Raw genomic sequence first — 17,639 nt, 5'->3', positions numbered from 1 at the left:
TCGCTCTCGCCCGCCGCCGCTGCGACACCCTCTACGCCATGCTCAGGGACGGCACCTTCTACGAACCCCGGCTACCCTCAGCCGCTTGACGAAAACCATAGAGGCACCCCCACGCTGGCAAGCGTGGGCAGGTTCACATAAAAGGCTCAGCACACCGTGCGGTGAAATCATGTCCTACTTTGCGGAACAGAAATCTTTCGAGGGAGCGGGAACTGCACTGTTCGTCCGCGGCGCCCTCGCCATCCTCTTCGCGATCCTTGTGATCCTCTGGCCTGGCGTTACCGTCCCGGCCCTGATTTATCTGTTCGGCTTCTATGCCGGCGTGGATGGAATCGCGAACATCGTCCATTACTTCTCCGATCGCCCCCGCCGGTCCGTCTGGGCACTCGTCGGAGGGGTCATGTCCGTTCTCGCTGGCGTCCTCGCCTTCGTTTGGCCGGCCCCTACAGCCCTGTCGCTGGCACTGGTGATCGGCGCCTGGGCCCTCGTTCTGGGCGTCACCCAGATCGCGCTCTCTTTTGAGGCGAAGAAGACGTTGAAATCCTGGTGGACCTGGCTGGCCAGCGGTGTTGCAACCGCATTGTTCGGCCTCTACGTCCTAATCCTGCCGGGCGCCGGTATCCTCGGGCTGCTGGCAATGTTCGCGTTCCTGATGGGCGTTCTGCTGCTGGCAGCTGGCTTCCAGCTCCGCGGCTTCGCGGCCGGACCGGCGTCGGAGCATAGCGGGCCCCGGCCATCGACGCCCTAGTGCCATAGCTGCAGCCGATCGATAGCCCCATTGCGGCTCAGGCCGGATGAGTTACTCGCGGCAACCATTCCGGTTGATCGGCGCCCATCGGCTTGGTTGGGTCCCCGTGTAGGAGTCCGGTGTTTGCGTGAGTTTCGTGTCCGAGAATGGGCACAGGAGGAAATTCACGAATCATGGCACGCAGACACACCCCGGAGCAGGTCATCGCCAAGGTCCGGCAGGGCCAGAAGATGCTCAACGACGGCCGCCCGATGGTCGAGGTCATCAAGGAACTTCAGGTCACCGAGGCGACCTGGTACCGGTGGTTGAACCAGTACGGGTCCGAGAAGAACGCCGAGGCGTCCAAGCGGGCGAAGGAGCTGGAGAAGGAGAACGCCCGGCTCAAGCGCCTGTTGGCGGAGAAGGAACTGGCCATCGACATCCTGAAAGAGGTGGCGAAGGGAAAATTCTGAGCCCCGAGCCCCGCCGCCGTGCCGTGCGCATGGCGGTGGAGAAGTTCGGGGCGTCCGAGCGCTTCGCCTGCAAGGTCCTGGGGCAGAACCGGTCCGCGTTCCGCAAGAAGAAACCTGACATGGGCTTTGAGGAAGCCCAGCTCCGCGCAGCCTTGCGCGCACTCGCCGTGAAGCACCCGGCGTGGGGCTGGCGGAAGGCCCGCTGGCATCTGCTGGCCCAGCCTGAGTGGGACGGTGTGGCGCTGAACAGGAAGCGGGTGCGCCGGCTCTGGCGCGACGAAGATCTGGTCTGTAAACCCGGGCGCGGAAGAAGCGCCGGACCGGGCCCGGCGCCGGGGAGCAGAAGCGGTTGGCGGCCGAGTACCCGATGCATGTGGTCAGCTTCGACTTTCAGTCGGACGTGACCTCCTGCGGGCGGCATATCCGGTTCTTCAACGTCATCGACGAATACACGCGCACGGCGCTGGCGGTCATCCCGCGCCGGTCGTTCAAAGCGTCGGACGTGGTCGCGGTGCTGGAGAACATCATCGCCGAAACCGGCACCGTCCCGGCCTACCTCAGGTGTGACAACGGGCCGGAATTCACAGCCGCCGCACTGATCGAGTGGTGCAACAGCGCCGGCGTCGACACCGCGTTCATCGACCCGGGATCGCCCTGGCAGAACGGCTTTATCGAATCCTTCAACGCCCAGTGCAGAAGGGAACAACTCGCCGGAGAAATCATGGACACCATGGCCGAAGCGAAGTATTTGGCCATGGAATGGAAAGCTATCTACAATCATGAACGGCCCCACGGTTCCCTGGACGGCATGACGCCGAAACGCTACTGGGAAAAATGGACGCAAGAAAACCAATTAGCTATCGCATAGACGCTGGACTGCTAATGGGGGCCCAATCAGGCCGCAGCACCGTGGTGGTAAATCCCTGCGGCAGTGAAGAGAATTCGATCTGATCGGTCATTCCCTGGTAGGTGCCGAGGGGGGTCTTTGCGGTGAACAGCTCGGGCGGTATGACCGAGTGTTCCGCAGTGCTCCCCGCTGTGGTGGTAGCGAACTCCTTGTCGAAGATCCCCAGGGAGATCAGCCAGAGACAGACGCGGGTGAGTGAGACCCGCACTCGGTAGGAGCCGCCCTCGGCGGCTCTGCGGCGGAGCGCCTCCATTATCCCGACCGTGCCGAACCAGCCGACGATGTTATCGACTATGGGCAGCAGCGGTGGCATCCTGGGGTCTTCGAGCGTGCCGCCGAGAGCGAAGATCCCGCTGACGCAAGCGCCGATCTCGTCGAATCCCGGGCGTGTCGCCCACGGCCCCTCGGCGCCGTGCAGCGGCACCTGCGCATGGATCAGACCCCGGTGGCCGGTGGCGACCTTCTCGGCCGTCAGGCCGACCTGCTCTAGGTGGGCAGGGTGACGGTTGGAGAAGAAGACGTCAGTTTCCCGCAAAAGCTCGTCCAGCTTGGCACGATCGTCGCCGGTATCGGATAGGTACGCCGATCGCATGCCTACCTGTGTGTCCCAGTAAAACATTTCGACCTCGCTGTCGTCGGGGCGCCACACGTTCAGGACGTCAGCCCTAAACGATGCCAGATCCCGGCCGATCCCGGAGCCGGCAATGACATGCCCCATTCCCAAGGCCCGGATGTCTTCCAGCGGCGTTGACGCACCGGCCGCCAGCGGCTGCGGATCGCCATCAGCGATCTTATCGACGGAGATGAGTGGCATGTGCTGCAGCACATGCTGGTACTGCTGCTCCTGGAAGGACTCCTCGGTCGATCGCACCTTGGCGATGATGATGCCGGCATCAGCGGCCGCCTCCTCGAGCTCATCGGCGTCCCGCCTCGCGATGGCCTCGTGGACCGACTTGACGTTGTCCGCGCAGTCCAGGAACGTCAGGGCCCTCTGGTGCAGCCCCGGGTAGACATTGAGCGCAACCACATGCCGCCCGTCCCGGGTAGCGCGGAAGAACGGCACTTCGCCGAACGGGTTGTACTTATTCCACTTAAGCGACGGCGGCCGTCCGTTGACCTGTTCCCACCGCCCGTCCGCGAATCCGGAGAACCGCTGGAACGCCCTCCGAACGTCGATGGCGATGTCCTGGCCGCCGCCACCGCGTTCGCGTTAAATCGCTGAAGCAGCAACACCCTTGGCGCCGAGCGCCACCGCAGCCGCAGACCCGAAAAGGAACGGACTGGCGATCACGGGTCCGCTCCGCCGTAGAAACGCACGTCCCCACCAGCGTCCTTGATGCTGAGACCGACAGTGCCCAGCACGTCGTCGAGAACTGCTGTGAAGTCGAAGTCAGTAGAAGTCAGGGGGTTGTTGACGCTGTGCCTGATCTGTTCGGTGAGGCCTGACGTTGCTGCTCCCTTGCTGGTCCCTTCGTAGATGCGTCCGCATTCCGTTAGACAAGTCTGGCGCGCCGCCTCCGGGTCCCGCCCGTGAATAAGGCTTGCTCGATCCCTGGTCCCTGGCGACCAGGGGGTTGAGCACTCGTGGTTCTCAGACTTAGGGATGACTACTGCCTCGCGAACGGCACCGGCCTTGCCGATGGCGGCGACGTAGACGCCATCCCTATGTCCATCATCCGCTCCGACCGGGAATCCTGACACCCCTCCGACGACGTTCCGTTTCCTTGGAGCGGGCACCCCGTTGATGCGACAATCCCTCACGGATCCGGGCCGTCCAGAGCGGCCCGACTTAGGGGTAGTCCACCCATGGCCCAGTATCTTCTGTTCGGGCAGGCATAGTCGGCGTCGGTTCGCGTGCACGAAGTATGCTGCGGGGATGCGGATGCCCTGTGCGCTGCGCGGGCCGCCAAGGGGCACCTTCGCTGTGACTTCCATGGGCGTTGCCTGTGGATTATCCCCGGGCCCTTGCGCAACGCTGGTTGCCTGCGGCAATCTGTTGGTCTCTTGGTGAAGTGATTTCAAGGGTGGACAGCGAAGGCGCCGTCGAACCTTTCCGCTGCGATGTCGCCGCCCGGGCAGGAAGCCCACAGAACGGGAGGACCCCTATGGCCGGCTTGTTTGAACTGTTCGTTGACGCACAGTCGCACGTCAGGTTCCGGCTCACAGCACCCGATGGAACCGTCATGGCCATCTCCAAACCGTTTGACGACAAACCCGCCGCCGTTGCAGGCATAGCCGCGGTCCGTGAATACGCCGGCATGGGTCACATCACCGACCTTTGCCCGCCTCAATCGGACGGCCCTGCACCAGCGCGTACGCATTCCGGGCAGCCTTCCGGGGCATACCGCGACAGGGCGCTGCACCGGGCCGCAACAACCAAACCCGGGTTGGCCGGCGCCGCCTGACCGGGAACGCAGGCCCCACCGCCGCGGAACTCCCCGGGTGCTTCGGAGGAACCGGCTTCCGGGGCAATGGTGGATCCGGCGTCCCGGAAACGGGAACTCTTTTAAACGCGTGAAAGGTGATTACGATGACCGAACCTCAGGAACCGGCTTCCGGGGCAATGGTGGATCCGGCGTCCCGGAAACGGGAACTCTTTTAAACGCGTGAAAGGTGATTACGATGACCGAACCTCAGGAACCGGCCCTGGCGCCGATGACGGCGGTGCAGTCCGGGCTCATCGGACGGCTTGCGGCGCAACTGCGCGTCGATTCCATCCGGTGCAGTACACAGGCCGGTTCCGGTCATCCGACCTCCTCGTTGTCGGCTGCGGATCTCATGGCTGTCCTGCTCGAACGACACCTCCGCTATGACTGGGACGAGCCGTCGCTGCCGACGAACGACCACCTCATTTTCTCCAAGGGCCATGCCTCCCCGCTGCTGTACTCCATGTATCGGGCGGTCGGTGTGGTCGAGGAGGACGAACTAATCCATACTTACCGGCAGTTCGGCGGCCGGCTCCAGGGACACCCCACACCCGCCCTGCCCTGGGTTGACGTCGCGACCGGCTCGCTGGGCCAGGGCCTGCCGGCCGCGGTCGGCGTCGCTCTGGCCGGACGGTACCTGGACCGGCTGCCGTACCGGACCTGGGTCCTGTGCGGAGACAGTGAACTGGCCGAAGGATCCATCTGGGAGGCTGTGGACAAGGCCGCCTACTACAAGCTGGGCAACCTGACCGCCATCGTGGACGTCAACCGCCTGGGCCAGAACGGCCCCACCGAGCTCCAATGGGACATGGAGCGTTACGCTCGCCGTGTGGAGGCCTTCGGTGCCCATCCCCTCATCATCGACGGCCACGACCATACGGCGATCGACGACGCGCTCACCCGGGCACGGTCCCGGCCCGACCAGCCAACAGTCATTCTCGCCCGAACCATCAAAGGTAAAGGCGTTCCCGAGATCGAAGACCGGAACGGCTGGCACGGCAAGCCGCTCCCGAAGGACATGGCCGACCGCGCCGTGGCAGCGCTCGGTGGCCCCGGTAACCTCCGGATCACCACGGCCCTCCCTGAAGACGGCACCCCTGCGATCACCTCCAACGCACAGGCAGCTGTCAGCCTGCCCCGATGGGAGCCGGGTGAGGAGGTGGCAACCCGGGCCGCCTTCGGCGCCGCCGTGTCCGCGCTGGCCGCGCGCCCGGAGGTCGTTGTCCTGGACGGGGAGGTGGGCAACTCGACCCACGCCGGGGAATTCCAAGACGCCGCCCCGGAACGGTACTTCGAAATGTTCATCGCTGAGCAACAACTCGTCGCCTCCGCGATCGGGCTCTCGGTCCGCGGCTACACAGCGTTCGCCGCGAGTTTCGCGGCTTTCCTGGTCTCCCGGCCCTTCGACTTTATCCGGATGGCAGGAGTCTCCCAGGTCAATGTCCGGCTCGTCGGCACCCATGCCGGCGTGGAAATCGGCCAGGACGGCCCGTCGCAAATGGCGTTGGAGGACATCGCTGCCATGCGGGCCGTGCACAGCTCCAGTGTGCTGTACCCGGCCGATGCCCCCTCCACCGCCCAGCTCGTAAAGGCCATGGCCGACACCCCGGGCATCTCCTACCTCCGCGCCACCCGGGGCGCCTACCCGGTCATCTACGGTCCGGACGAACAATTCCCCCTCGGTGGCTGCAAGGTCCACCACGCCGGATCCCGCGACGCCCTGACACTTATCGGCGCCGGAGTAACCCTGCACGAATGCCTCACCGCCGCCGCCCAACTCGCCGAGGACGGGATCAATGCCCGCGTCATCGACCTCTACTCCATCAAACCCATCGACACGGACACCCTGCGCCGGACCTGCCAGGAGACCGGGGGAAGGATCGTCATCGCCGAAGACCACTACCCCGAAGGCGGCATCGGCGCAGCCATCCTCGAAGCCCTCGCCGGCCCCGACATGCCCGAACTCCACGCCGCCCTGCTCGCCGTCAAAGGACTTCCCACCTCGGGCACACCGCAGGAACTGCTCGACGCCGCCGGCATCTCCGCTCGGCACATCACCGCCGCCGCCCGCAGCCTCCTGCAGACGGGATAACCTCAACGCGAGCCACTGACCTGGCCCGGCCCGAACACCAGCCCGCAGAAGCCAAGGTCCAGGAGCCCCGTTCCACTGCTCCGCAACGGAGGCGAGCAAAGGTCTTCGGCCGGGCGGGCACCTGACCCCGGTCGTCCAGGCATCTGGTTAACCGAGGGGCTCCTTCTTGTGCCGGGCCTCTTCCAGATGATGCTCCAGTTTTGCCTCGGCATCATGCCGGCGCCGCCCCACGGTTCGCAGCACCTGCGTCGAGAGAGGTCCCGCGTATATTCCGTGGTCCGGCCTTCGCACCACCGTTGAAGCCGCGAGGGGCAACGGGGCATCTTTGTCCCTTTTCTCGCTCATACAGCGATGATCCCACTTGCCGTCGATCGCGAAAAGTACCGGCGGATTCCCGGCGCGCGGGCAACGTTCCAGGGCCGGTGGCGGGCTGGGATGAGCCAGCAGGCATGGGGGACACATGCGGCTCATATACCGCCGCCGGCCTGCCAAAATTCTACTCGCGTCCCAGCTCGCCGGCCACGATACCCGGCCACTCAGGGGCGCCAGAAGAGAACTTATCCCACCACACAACTGCTCCTCCCGCAAATGAATCATCCCCGGATGCTAAACGATGAAACTCAACGACCCCCTGAACCGGAAGGCGCACCGCGCACTGGAGTCCTCTTGCCCTCCGGCCCTTCCGGGAGCACGATGATGGCACATGAAGACAGCGGCGGATGGACCGGCACGGGTCCTAACTGGCGGGAGGACTCATGGCTCGGAACATTCTAGTAGCACCGGCGGGCCTCCCCTTGACTCCGCTGGGAGCTTTGGCTGCCGGGGCCGCTGCCGGAGCTGCCGGCACTCCCGCTCTGAACGCCGTCGCCTATCTGGATATGGTCTAGCGGGCCCGCCCTGCCAGCACCACACCGGAAGCAACCGTTCAGAGGATGGCCGACCTGGCTGGCACTGCAATCCCCGGAAGCGGCGAGGAACGCAGCAACCGCCTGGCCGGGCTGGGCCCGTTGCTTGGCATCATGGCGGGAACGGGCCTCGGCGGCGCCCTTGCTGGCCCGCGCTGCCGGATACCGGCCCGGCCCACTGGGCACCTTCCTGACCGCCACGGCAGGAGCCCTTGTAGTAGGCAACGGACCTATGACAGCTCTCGGAGTGACCGATCCCCGCCGCTGGTCCCGCACGGATTGGATCAGCGACATTATCCCTCACCTGGCCTACGGAATCACTGCCGCTGCCGCACTGCTGGCTATGGATCCGTCGACCCTGACCTCTAAACTGATCATGTCGCCCCGGACCCTGGCTACTCACTCTTTTCCATGTTGAGGAGCAGCCAAATGTCTGAAATCCCGGAGCCCAGGGCCCCGCATCCGTTTCTTTTGGCTGGGAGTGGGCCGTGGCCTGACCCGGTTGTGTGGTCTGCGGCCGATTGGTCACGGCACCGAGCCGAATTTGGCGTAGGCGGTCCCGGCGGGCACCGGCCCTATGCTTCTACGGTGTCGATGAGCAGCGTGGCTGCCGCTTCACCCTTTGGCCGTTTTCTCGACGAAGCCATCGCCGCTGACCGGGAAGCAGGGCCAGGACTCGGGCCGGATGCACTGTACGGCCTGTACACGAGCTGGTGCCTGATCACCCACTCCCCCGCCGCGCCTCCCAGGGTGCTATTCAAGGCGCTCAAGGACCTGCACGGCATCAGTCCCACGAGCAACGCCTTGGCTATGACCGGTCCCGCCGCGACCGATTACATCCTGGCCAGCGCGCCGAACGTCACCTGAATTTTGTGTCCGCTGCACGGCTCCGCCAGGGGACTTCCCAAACTCCCGCCACCGGGCTTACATTGTCGCTCATCCAGTCCGCTGGACCTTCCCGCCGAAGCCACTGGGAGAACCGCATGCCGCGCACTGTCCACCTAAAACTCCGGCTTGAACAGGGCCAGACCATCGAGGCACTTACGGCCGCTGGCTGGGAGCGGACGTCACCTCCTGGGATGGACTCCCTCGACGTCGAGGTGGCACGCACGTTTGAGACTGACGACGCAGCCGTCGTTAGGGACCTGGCCATAGTCGAGGCGAGCCCGTTCGAGGTCCGTGAGGCACGGTTGAAAAGCCCGGACCGCATCTTCTATCGCAAGGACCAAACCGGCGGGGCCAAGATCGGTGCACCCGAGACCCTCATGGACGGTTTCGTCAACATATTGTCGGAGGTCCTGTCAGCGGGAAACAACGACCATGAAGCGGGTCCTAAGACAGCCGTCCAGCCTCCAGCCGCCGGCCGCGACACCCCGGAACCCAAGCCGCCTGCGGCACCAGCACCGGCACCTCCGGCGCCGCACGAAGTACTGGCCGGCGTACCCAAAATTCCGGCCGAGGCGTGGACTGCGATCAAAAAGCCGACGCTGAGGTTGCGGCAAAGACCCTCATTGAGAAGGCCGTGGTCTTCGAAACCGACCGGAAGGGACGCGCCGCCTGGCTACCGACACGAGAAAACGCGCTGTTGGCACACCTGACGAACGACGATGAACGGGCAGACATAGCACGACGCTTGCTCGAAGAAGCCGGGGGGATTACCGCCGAACACGCGGCAGCACGCAGGGCCCGCAATCTCATGCTGTTAGCTGCCGTGGACGTCAGCAAGTCAATCAACCAACAGCTCCAGAGGTGGACAGACCTGTCCAAACAGGTCGTCCCCATGCTCGCTGTCATGTCCCTGATAAGTGTCGTACTGATCGTCAGCTGTCTTGACCTGGTGCGGGCAGGACGAATGAACGGGACCGAATTGGCCCTACTCGCGTTTGTTTTCACTCTGGCAGCTGTGTCTCCGGCAACGCTGTTGCTGATCGGCCGCCCGCTCAAGGGACTGGACCAATGGAGCCCGGCCGGGACAAAGCCGGACGAAGCGCCACCTAAAGGCGAGGACGCGGCACACAAAGCGGATACCGGGGGAAAACCGCCGGCCAGCAAGAGTTCCGTGGCACCGAAAGCAGGCTCATGACGCCGCTTCCCACTCGGTCCAGCCCAGGGCGGTGAATCCAAGTGCTCGAGCCAGCTAAGGCCTCCGCGGGAGGTCCTGCCGTAAGCCCCATCGCCGAGGGGAATGAGCAGATCGGGTTAGCCAGGGGTCCGGCGCCAGCTGGGGTACCTAAGCCCCGTCTCAGAAGGCTTCAGTCTCGTCGCCGGCCCCGGTTTCCTTTTTGCCACATTCCAAGTGACGTCCGAACAGCTGCCGCGTATGCAGAGCACGCACGCCGCAGCTCCCTGATTGCCCCGGGAAGACCGGGCTCCAAGATCTTCAATCGGTCTGTCACCTGCAGCATTAGCAGCCCAATGGACCTTCCCGCTAACCTGTCTTGCGCAGCAGATGTGCGAGTTCTTCCATCACGGGTCGCTGGTGGCGTTGAGGCTCATGGGTGACATCCCCTGCACGACGCATTCCCGCCGCGTCGCGATAAACTGGACCGGTCATGAACGGCGTCCCGCTCCGTCTTCTTGCTTGGTTCGTCACATTAGCGACCCTCCTCTCGGGCTGCGCTCCAGTTGCCAGCCTCGATGAGGCCGCCACCGGTCAGCCGGTCCAGACTTCCTCGGCCCCACCAGCCGCGCGCGATGTCGTCCCCGGTCCTCAGCGGCCCCCGTCCCCCACCCCGACATCGGTTCCCACGCCGACCCCGGTGCCCCGGGCGTACGCCCTCAACCTCTACCAGGAGGGGGACTTCGTGCCGCAGTACACCTTTGACTGGTGTGTGGCCGCGAGCATCCAGATCATGCACAACCTCATCGACGACAAGGGGGCCGGCACGTGGGCCGATCGCGTTCACCAGGGCGAGCTGTGGGAGATGGCCCGGGCACGGTCGTCCAACTCGTTCAACGGTGCCAACCCCTTGGGTTGGGCGAAAGTGCTGACCGAGGTCGGGATGGGGCCGTACACCGTCGTCAGCATCGCCGACTACGAGGAAGCGCTGCGGACCGCGGCGCGCGCCATCGCTGACACAGGCCGGCCCGTCGGGCTGGTCATGTGGCGCGGTCGCCACGTATGGGTGATGAGCGGCTTCGCGTCACTCGGCGACCCCGACCAGTTCCCGAAATTCTCGGTCACCGGCATCCGCGTCCAAGATCCGCTCTACCCGCATGGCGACCAGCAGTGGGGACCGTCCCCCGCACCCAACACCCTGCTCACCCCCGAGCAGTTGGCGACGCAGTTCGTCGTCCGCGAACCGCGACGCTGGAGCAGCAATCTGCCGACCGGCTACATGCTGGTGCTGCCGATCGCCAAGGCCTTTCCAAGGACGTAGCGGGCGGCCTTGAAATCTGAAGAGCGCTGGACCTAGAAGGTCGCAAACAAAACACCCGCGGAGGTCACCATGACGGTCACTTTCAACCACACCATCGTCTACGCAACGGACAAGCGCCGTTCGGCGGAGTTCCTGGCCAACGTGCTCGGACTGCCGAAACCCCAAGCCATGTGGTCTTTCATGACCGTGCCCCTCGACCACGGCGTGGCCCTCGATTTCGCCACGGCGGACCGGCCCATCTCCCCGCAGCACTACGCCTTCCTGGTCAGCGAGGAGGACTTCGACGGCATCTTCGCAAGGATCCAGGCCCAGGGCATCCCCTACTGGGCGGACCCGGGACGGTCCCGCCCGCAGCAGATCAACCACAACGACGGCGGACGTGGCGTCTACTTCGCGGATCCTGACGGGCATTTCCTCGAGGCGATCACGCGTCCGTATGGATCGGGTGCTGCATGAAGTCCTAGGTACGCTGACGGCAGCCTTGGCAGCTCGCCCTGCCTTCTGGAAGCGAAGCGCCGCGGTTGCTGCCAGATCTGTCTGATTGGAACGGCCCGAAGATCCCCTATGGCGCTATCCGACGGCCGTTTCCGCCACCCGTCCGACGCGGTGTGGACCCGGACATGGGCTGGGATGGTTTAGCCGCGCCGAACGACCGCCGCAGTCGGCGACAGCCCTCTATTCGAGGCCCTCTCGCCAGGTTTATTGGGCCAACGCGGCAACTACTCGACGATCCGCCAACCCAGGCTTTGATCCGGTTTGGACGCTACGTCCTGAGTCTAAGAAATCCATATCGTAACCAAAAGGAATTAAGGGCCCTTGACGGTAACTACTCCCCTCGGATCACTATGGCTTCATGACCAAGACCATGAACGCAGTTGCCTACACCAAAAACCTTCCGATCTCTGATGATGCCAGCCTTGAAGATGTCCTCCTCCCCTTGCCTGAAGTCGGCCCGACGGACCTTCTGGTGGAAGTTAATGCGGTTTCCGTCAATCCTGTTGATGTGAAAGTACGTTCCGGCAATGACCCTGCCGGCAGGCCCAAGGTGCTTGGCTACGACGCAGCCGGGACTGTCCGCGCCGTTGGCGCCGACGTGACATTGTTCAAGGCAGGTGATGACGTCTTTTACGCGGGGACCATCAATCGTGCGGGAAGCAACGCACAATTCCAGGCAGTGGATGAGCGGCTCGTTGGAGGTATGCCGAAAACCCTTAACTTCGCGCAGGCCGCCGCACTTCCGCTCACGTCCATCACCGCGTGGGAGGGACTGTTCGTCAAACTTGGCCTGTCGCAGGACAGTTCAGGGACTTTGCTCATCATCGGTGGTGCAGGTGGAGTCGGGTCCATGGTGGTCCAGCTGGTCAAGGCCCTCATACCGGGTTAGCATGTCATCGCCTCCGCCGGCCGAAAAGAAAGCCAGGAGTGGGTCCGCTCCCTCGGAGCCCATGAGACCGTCAGGCACGGAGAAGCTCTGCGGGAGGATGTTCAGCGTGTCGCTCCAGAGGGCGTCGACTATATCTTCACCACGCATTCGGCAGGCCAACTGGACGCTTTTGGGGAAATCCTGAAACCGTTCGGCGAGATCGTGGCCATCGACGATCCGGGTCAGGTCGACGTGGCACATCTCAAGAGCAAAAGCCTCACATGGCACTGGGAGCTTATGTTTACGCGCTCTTTGTTCCAAACACCGGACAGGATTGAGCAGCACCGGCTGCTCAACAAGGTCGCCTCGATGGTCGACGCGGGGATCATTCGCTGCACGCTTACCCACACGTTCCACCCGATCAACGCCGAGAATCTTCGCAAGGCACATGCCACGGTGGAGTCCGGCCACACGCTAGGCAAGATCGTCGTCGCGGCGAGCGATCCTCACTAACCGAGGGCCAGCTGGAAACTGCGGCCACAGTCATCGTGGCCGGCGCCCGTCAGCGCCTCACGACCTACGGGTAGCTGTCACACCTACTCCAGCACGGTCCGGTACTGGGGCTCCGTCGCGCAGGGGCCGAACACGGTGGCCGAATCGAGCGGATCACCCTGCTTCCCGGCAGCGGTCGTGGCCGTGACCATGTCCACCACCTCGTCATAGCGGCTCGCTGGCGCCAGGAGCCGGGTGGAGACGTGGCAGGTCTGGCCGGTGTTGCGCATGGAGGACCGGATCAGCACCTTGGACATGGCGTCCAGATCCGCGTCGGGCAGCACAACGGCGCTGGATTTCCCGCCCAGGTCCAGCGTGACCGGGCGTAGCAGCTCAGCGCAGGCCGCGCCAATTTTCCGGCCCACCGGCGTCGAACCCGTGAACGCCACCTTATCCATGCCCTGGTGCTTCACCAGCACATCCCCAGCCGGCCGGAACCGGTGACCAGGTTGACCACACCCGCCGGGACCCCGGCCGCGGCAACGGCGTCGATAATCACCCGGATGGACAGCGGAGTGGGCGACGCCGGCTTGATCACCACGGCGCAGCCCGCAGCAGTGCCGGCGCCAGTTTGATGACCGAGGTTGAGGGGGAAGTTCCAGGGGCGATCAGCGCGCAGACCCCCAGCGGTCGCGCCGGACTACCGACCCGTCCCGCCGAAAGCAAACTCGCCATCGACAATGTCGGGAGGTCGCGGCAGTCGACGGCGTCGACGCCCTGTTCCCGTGGGCACTCACCGCCGTCGTCCGACGACGGGAATCCACGACGAGGGCGACCGGCGCCTTCGCGTCCGGCCTTACACGCCCGCCCGCCCATCGCAGTTGGTGCTTCTGTTTGATGGGAAATGGCCGGATCGACCATCGGAATTCTCTGGCGGGACGTCCCTTCATCATTCGAATGCGTTCTCCGCAGCCGTCAGGGAGCGAGCAGTCCGTCGGCGACGATTGCGAGCATCGATGCCACTGATTCGGCGGGAAGCTCGCTGTTGTCTGCCACTGCAGCCATCCCGCCAACAAGCCGACTGATTTGCATTGCCTCGACGCCGGGGCGCAGGGCCGAGTCCAACCCGTCAATTAGGCGCTGATTCGCATTGAGGTAAGTAGTGCATTTTGCTGCGAATGGAGACCCGGGATCACCCAGCGCAGCAGTGATCCGCGCGGCCGCACCCTTGTGTTCTGTCAGCATCGCCGCATAGTCGGTCAGCCAGGCCAACAGCTGCTCGCGCGCGGAGGCGTCGAGCGAAAGCGCCCTGTCGACTGCAGCGTTGACCTTCTCCGCCCAGGCCTCGAGGACTGCGTCGTACAGGGACTCTTTGGTCGGGAAGTGCCGGTACAGCGTGCCGGGGCCCACCTCGGCCCCTTTGGCGACCTCGTCCATTGAGACGGCGTCGAAGCCTTTGGCGCGGAACAGCGCACGTGCAACCTCCACGATCCGATCGCGGTTGCGTTGGGCGTCAGCGCGCACAGAAACACCTTTCAAACATTGTTGCCAAACGGAGAGTGTCTCCGTATAGTCTTAACCGGAGCATCTCTCCTCTTAGTGTACGTCAGCCCATCGGCTAGAACAGGACACCACCCCATGACATCCACAATCGCCACCCGAGCGCCCGCCGGGATCGCGCCATCCGGCCGCCGCGCTGGCAGCATTGGCCTCTGGCTGGTCATGCTTGCCCAACTCATGCTTGTCCTCGATGCGACAGTGGTCAACGTCGCACTCCCCCACATCGCCACCGACCTCGATTTCACCCGCGCCCAGCTCAGCTGGGTCCTGAACGGCTACGCCGTCGCCTTCGGCGGCCTCCTGCTGCTCGGCGGACGGATCGGAGACGTCTTCGGCCGTCGCCGCACCTTCCTGGTGGGCGTCGCAGTCTTCACGGTCTTCTCGCTGCTCGGCGGCCTGGCCACCTCACCCCTGCTCCTCGTCATCGCACGCGCACTCCAAGGCCTCGGTGCCGCGTTCGCCGCCCCGAGCGTGCTTGCGCTCATCACCACGAGCGCGAGGGACGACCGCGCGCGGAACCGGGCACTTGCGTTGTTCTCCGCCGTCGCCTCGATGGGCGGCGCCCTCGGGCTCATTCTTGGCGGCCTGCTCACCGACATCGCCAACTGGCGGTGGACCCTCTTCATCAACGTGCCGATCGGCGTCGTCGTCCTCCTTGCCGTGCCGCGCCTCGTCGCCGAAACTCCCCGGAGACCCGGGCGCTTCGACGTGCTCGGAGCGGTGACCGCAACGGGCGGCGCCGTCGCCATCGTGTGGGCTCTACTCCAAGCGGGCGACGACGGCTGGTCCAGTCCCCGCACGATCGGCGGACTCGTGGTCGGCGCAGCGCTGATCACCGTGCTCGCCTTCACCGAGCGGAGGGTGGCCCACCCCCTCCTCCGCCCGCAGCTACTCCGCAGCCCGAGCCGGGTGGCGGCGCTGGCTGCGATGGCGGCCACCTATGGCGGGATGCTGGCGATGTTCTTCCTCATGGTCCAGTACCTCGAAAACGATCTGCAGCTCACGCCACTGCTGACGGGGCTGGCGTTCCTGCCGATGCCCCTGAGCATCTTCGCGATGTCGCGGATCGTCCCGCGACTGGTCGAGCGCTTCGGGGCCGTCCGCCTCGCCATCTTCGGCACCGCCCTTCGCGTGGTCGCCTTCCTGCCGCTCACGCAACTGAGTCCGGACACCCCCTTCGCCATCGTCATGGCTGCCCTTCTCTTGACGGGAATCTCAGCTGGCATAACGTTCATGCCGCTCACGACGCTCGCGCTTCGCAACGTCGAACCCGAGCACGCAGGGTCCGCCTCGGGTCTTTTCCAGACAATGCAGCAGCTTGGCGGCGCCGTCGGACTGGCCATCGTGGCTTCGACCTACGCGGCCTTTGCCACCCCCGGCGACTTCCTGACCGGCGGACGGGCCGGGTTCTGGTCGGCGACCATCCTCTCCGCCCTCGCGCTGGCAGCCGTCGTCGGGCTGGCCGTCAGACCTCGGAAAGAAGCATGAGGGCGCCCGTTCACGGGCGAAGCTACACGGATGGAACAAGCCTGGATACGTGGCGGGCGTCTGGGTGATGTTGGCGTTGAGCTTGCCCTCGCTTATGAGAGACTGTTGACGGCGCGGCCCCTATTGGTCCCCAAGCTTGATGAGGCCAAACATCTGAAGTCCCTTGTGTCAGACTCTTCCAGGCCTGATGGTGGGCCTTCTTTTGCCCTTGGCGACGGAGACCGGCGGCGATCCGGCAGCCTCCAGGCGTCGCAACAAGTCACGGAAGAAGATTGGTCACATAGGAGGAACTCGCGAGAATTGTCGCCGACTGCTGTTTCCCCCGCCGGGCCAAGGGCTCATCAGCCGGGCGGCGCCGTATCTGACGTTGACCGCGTGGCTGGCCCTGAAGGCGCTGCGCCGTAGAGGTCCCCGATGATGGCCTTGGCGATGGTCGACGCCGGGTCCCGTCCGTCCGGCGCCGGGGCAAGGTTGGTCCACACGACCAAGGTCACTTTGTTCTGCGGATCCCTGCCCATGAAGGTGTTGTAGCCGGGGAGTTCGCCAGTGTGTCCGTAGAGCGGGCCGAACTGGGCCAGTGCCATGCCATACAGGGCCGCGCCTGCGTTGTCCGCGTCGACCGGCACAAGGCTGTCCATCCGCTTCTTCTGAAGGTCCGGGTTGAGCAGCTTGCCATCAGTGAGGCCCTCGGCCATGGTAACGAGGTCGCCCGCCGTGGAGACGCCCTGCCCAGCGGCCCACGTCCAAGAAGGGTTGGCGTTTGTGTAGTCGTTCGGTTTCAATAAGCCGTCCTGTGCGTTGGCGATCAAGTCGGCCGGAAGCTTGGTCGTGGACAGGGTGAGGAGGTTGTCCATGTACATGTAGCCGCGGGAGAAAGGCTCCGGAAGGGCCGAAGAGTCCGACGCCGGAAAGGATGTTTGGTTCAGGTCGAGTGGTCCCAAAATCCGGTCCCGCACGATCTGGCCGAAGCCCTTACCATCCAGCTTCTCGGCTATGAGCCCCAGCAGAACCGTGTTGGTGTTCGAATAGTGAAAGCCTTTGCCGGGGCCGAAATAGACGGGCAGCGGAAGGGCGATGGCCACGAGCTCCTCAGGCGTCCAGACCCGTTGTGGCGTGGTATCCAGGGCCTTGCTGAGCTCGTACGACTCCGAGTAGTTGTAGATTCCGCTACGCATGGTCAGGAGTTGCTCAATGGTGATGTTGTCGCCGTTCGGTACGTCTGGGCGGTATTTCGAAACGGGGTCCTCAAGCTTGAGTTTTCCTTCCTGCACGAGCTGCAGGATTACGGTCCCGGTCCATGTCTTGGTGATGGAGCCGATGCGGATGTGGTCATCGAGTGAGACAGGGGTTGTCCCTCCGGCGCTAGTCACGCCGTAGGTGAGGTTGATGTCGCCTTGAGTGGTGCGCAGCATCATGGCCGCTCCCGGTACGAGCAGCTCCTTGGCAAGAGCCTGGAAAGTCTCCTGGACCCTGGCTTTGTCCAGTCCGCGCAGAGTCGCAGATCCCGTCTTTCCTCCGGCCGTCGTGTCGTTACTTGGAGTGGCCCCCGACGGCGGTGCAGTGGACGACACCGGGGTCTGCGTCGGCGTGGACGTGCACGCGGTGATCGCCAATGCAGCTGCGGTTGCGATGCCGAACGCGATGAGGAGGCGGGACGGGACATGCCAATTGTTCTTGGGCCTGCTACTGGTCACGGTTGACTCCCCGCCGACGCTGATAGTTGCGCTCAACCTACCCCAGCGGCGCCGCGAGATCTACCCCCAGCGGCCGCACGAGATGGCAGAAAAACACCTTCACACTGCGCTCCGCTGGAAACGGAATACACC

General features: G+C 64.4%; 12 protein-coding genes and 3 pseudogenes. 10 read left to right on the top strand and 5 right to left on the bottom strand.

Annotation, left to right across the window (positions count from 1 at the left end; translation table 11 throughout):
- The first annotated feature begins 169 nt into the window (after positions 1-169).
- Together ABFP37_RS19190 and ABFP37_RS19185 are read left to right on the top strand one after the other, a co-directional pair.
- A complete protein-coding gene (locus ABFP37_RS19190; protein WP_347034589.1) occupies positions 170-748 on the top strand; it encodes a DUF308 domain-containing protein in 579 nt (192 codons plus the stop codon).
- Positions 749-921: 173 nt separating this feature from the next.
- Positions 922-2,068 (top strand): annotated as a pseudogene (locus ABFP37_RS19185) (IS3 family transposase).
- Here the strand turns inward: ABFP37_RS19185 and ABFP37_RS19180 are convergent.
- Together ABFP37_RS19180 and ABFP37_RS19175 are read right to left on the bottom strand one after the other, a co-directional pair.
- Complete coding sequence (locus ABFP37_RS19180; protein WP_347034588.1) at positions 2,058-3,170, bottom strand: CoA transferase; 1,113 nt, start codon at positions 3,168-3,170, stop codon at positions 2,058-2,060. The pseudogene ABFP37_RS19185 and the gene ABFP37_RS19180 overlap by 11 nt on opposite strands.
- A gap of 224 nt (positions 3,171-3,394) precedes the next feature.
- Positions 3,395-3,808, bottom strand: a complete 414-nt coding sequence (locus ABFP37_RS19175) for a hypothetical protein (RefSeq protein WP_347034587.1) — start codon at positions 3,806-3,808, stop codon at positions 3,395-3,397.
- A gap of 404 nt (positions 3,809-4,212) precedes the next feature.
- Here ABFP37_RS19175 and ABFP37_RS19170 point away from each other — a divergent pair, with 404 nt between their 5' ends.
- From ABFP37_RS19170 to ABFP37_RS19140, 7 genes and pseudogenes are all read left to right on the top strand, one after another.
- Positions 4,213-4,512, top strand: coding sequence for a YegP family protein (locus ABFP37_RS19170; RefSeq protein WP_347034585.1), 300 nt, complete (start codon positions 4,213-4,215; stop codon positions 4,510-4,512).
- A gap of 217 nt (positions 4,513-4,729) precedes the next feature.
- Positions 4,730-6,625 (top strand): transketolase, encoded by a 1,896-nt coding sequence (locus ABFP37_RS19165; protein ID WP_347034583.1) that lies wholly within the window; start codon positions 4,730-4,732, stop codon positions 6,623-6,625.
- 1,493 nt (positions 6,626-8,118) lie between these two features.
- The gene (locus ABFP37_RS19160; RefSeq protein ID WP_347034582.1) at positions 8,119-8,397 is read left to right on the top strand and encodes a hypothetical protein; all 279 of its coding nucleotides are present in this window, start codon (positions 8,119-8,121) and stop codon (positions 8,395-8,397) included.
- A gap of 595 nt (positions 8,398-8,992) precedes the next feature.
- A complete protein-coding gene (locus ABFP37_RS19155) occupies positions 8,993-9,613 on the top strand; it encodes a hypothetical protein (protein WP_347034581.1) in 621 nt (206 codons plus the stop codon).
- 676 nt (positions 9,614-10,289) lie between these two features.
- Positions 10,290-10,910 (top strand): hypothetical protein, encoded by a 621-nt coding sequence (locus ABFP37_RS19150; protein ID WP_347034580.1) that lies wholly within the window; start codon positions 10,290-10,292, stop codon positions 10,908-10,910.
- A gap of 69 nt (positions 10,911-10,979) precedes the next feature.
- Positions 10,980-11,366 carry a VOC family protein gene (locus ABFP37_RS19145; protein ID WP_078029527.1) on the top strand — a complete coding sequence of 129 codons (387 nt, stop codon included), beginning with the start codon at positions 10,980-10,982 and terminating at the stop codon, positions 11,364-11,366.
- A gap of 409 nt (positions 11,367-11,775) precedes the next feature.
- Positions 11,776-12,786 (top strand): annotated as a pseudogene (locus ABFP37_RS19140) (zinc-binding alcohol dehydrogenase family protein).
- 83 nt (positions 12,787-12,869) lie between these two features.
- Here ABFP37_RS19140 and ABFP37_RS19135 read toward each other — a convergent pair.
- A pseudogene (locus ABFP37_RS19135) lies at positions 12,870-13,444 on the bottom strand (aldehyde dehydrogenase family protein).
- A 296-nt stretch (positions 13,445-13,740) separates the two neighbouring features.
- Entirely contained in the window at positions 13,741-14,289 is a 549-nt protein-coding gene (locus ABFP37_RS19130; protein ID WP_078029525.1) for a TetR/AcrR family transcriptional regulator, read from the bottom strand.
- A 114-nt stretch (positions 14,290-14,403) separates the two neighbouring features.
- On the opposite strand from ABFP37_RS19130, the gene ABFP37_RS19125 reads away from it, so the two are divergent.
- Positions 14,404-15,813: an MFS transporter gene (locus tag ABFP37_RS19125; protein WP_347034578.1), complete on the top strand. Its 1,410-nt coding sequence runs from the start codon at positions 14,404-14,406 to the stop codon at positions 15,811-15,813.
- A gap of 341 nt (positions 15,814-16,154) precedes the next feature.
- On the opposite strand, the gene ABFP37_RS19120 is transcribed toward ABFP37_RS19125, so the two are convergent.
- The gene (locus ABFP37_RS19120; protein WP_347034576.1) at positions 16,155-17,507 is read right to left on the bottom strand and encodes a serine hydrolase domain-containing protein; all 1,353 of its coding nucleotides are present in this window, start codon (positions 17,505-17,507) and stop codon (positions 16,155-16,157) included.
- Between the last annotated feature and the right edge of the window lie 132 nt (positions 17,508-17,639).

This window comes from Burkholderia sp. RS01, from assembly GCF_039748055.1.
GTDB lineage: Bacteria > Actinomycetota > Actinomycetes > Actinomycetales > Micrococcaceae > Arthrobacter.
Note: the sequence above shows the minus strand (reverse complement) of the source record. Positions and strands in the feature narration are given on the sequence as shown.

What these genes read in the sequence shown, in the direction of transcription:
- ABFP37_RS19190 (WP_347034589.1), top strand. Translation starts at nt 170, where the DNA reads ATGTCCTACTTTGCGGAACAGAAATCTTTCGAGGGAGCGGGAACTGCA.
- ABFP37_RS19170 (WP_347034585.1), top strand. Translation starts at nt 4,213, where the DNA reads ATGGCCGGCTTGTTTGAACTGTTCGTTGACGCACAGTCGCACGTCAGG.
- ABFP37_RS19125 (WP_347034578.1), top strand. Translation starts at nt 14,404, where the DNA reads ATGACATCCACAATCGCCACCCGAGCGCCCGCCGGGATCGCGCCATCC.
- ABFP37_RS19165 (WP_347034583.1), top strand. Translation starts at nt 4,730, where the DNA reads ATGACCGAACCTCAGGAACCGGCCCTGGCGCCGATGACGGCGGTGCAG.
- ABFP37_RS19145 (WP_078029527.1), top strand. Translation starts at nt 10,980, where the DNA reads ATGACGGTCACTTTCAACCACACCATCGTCTACGCAACGGACAAGCGC.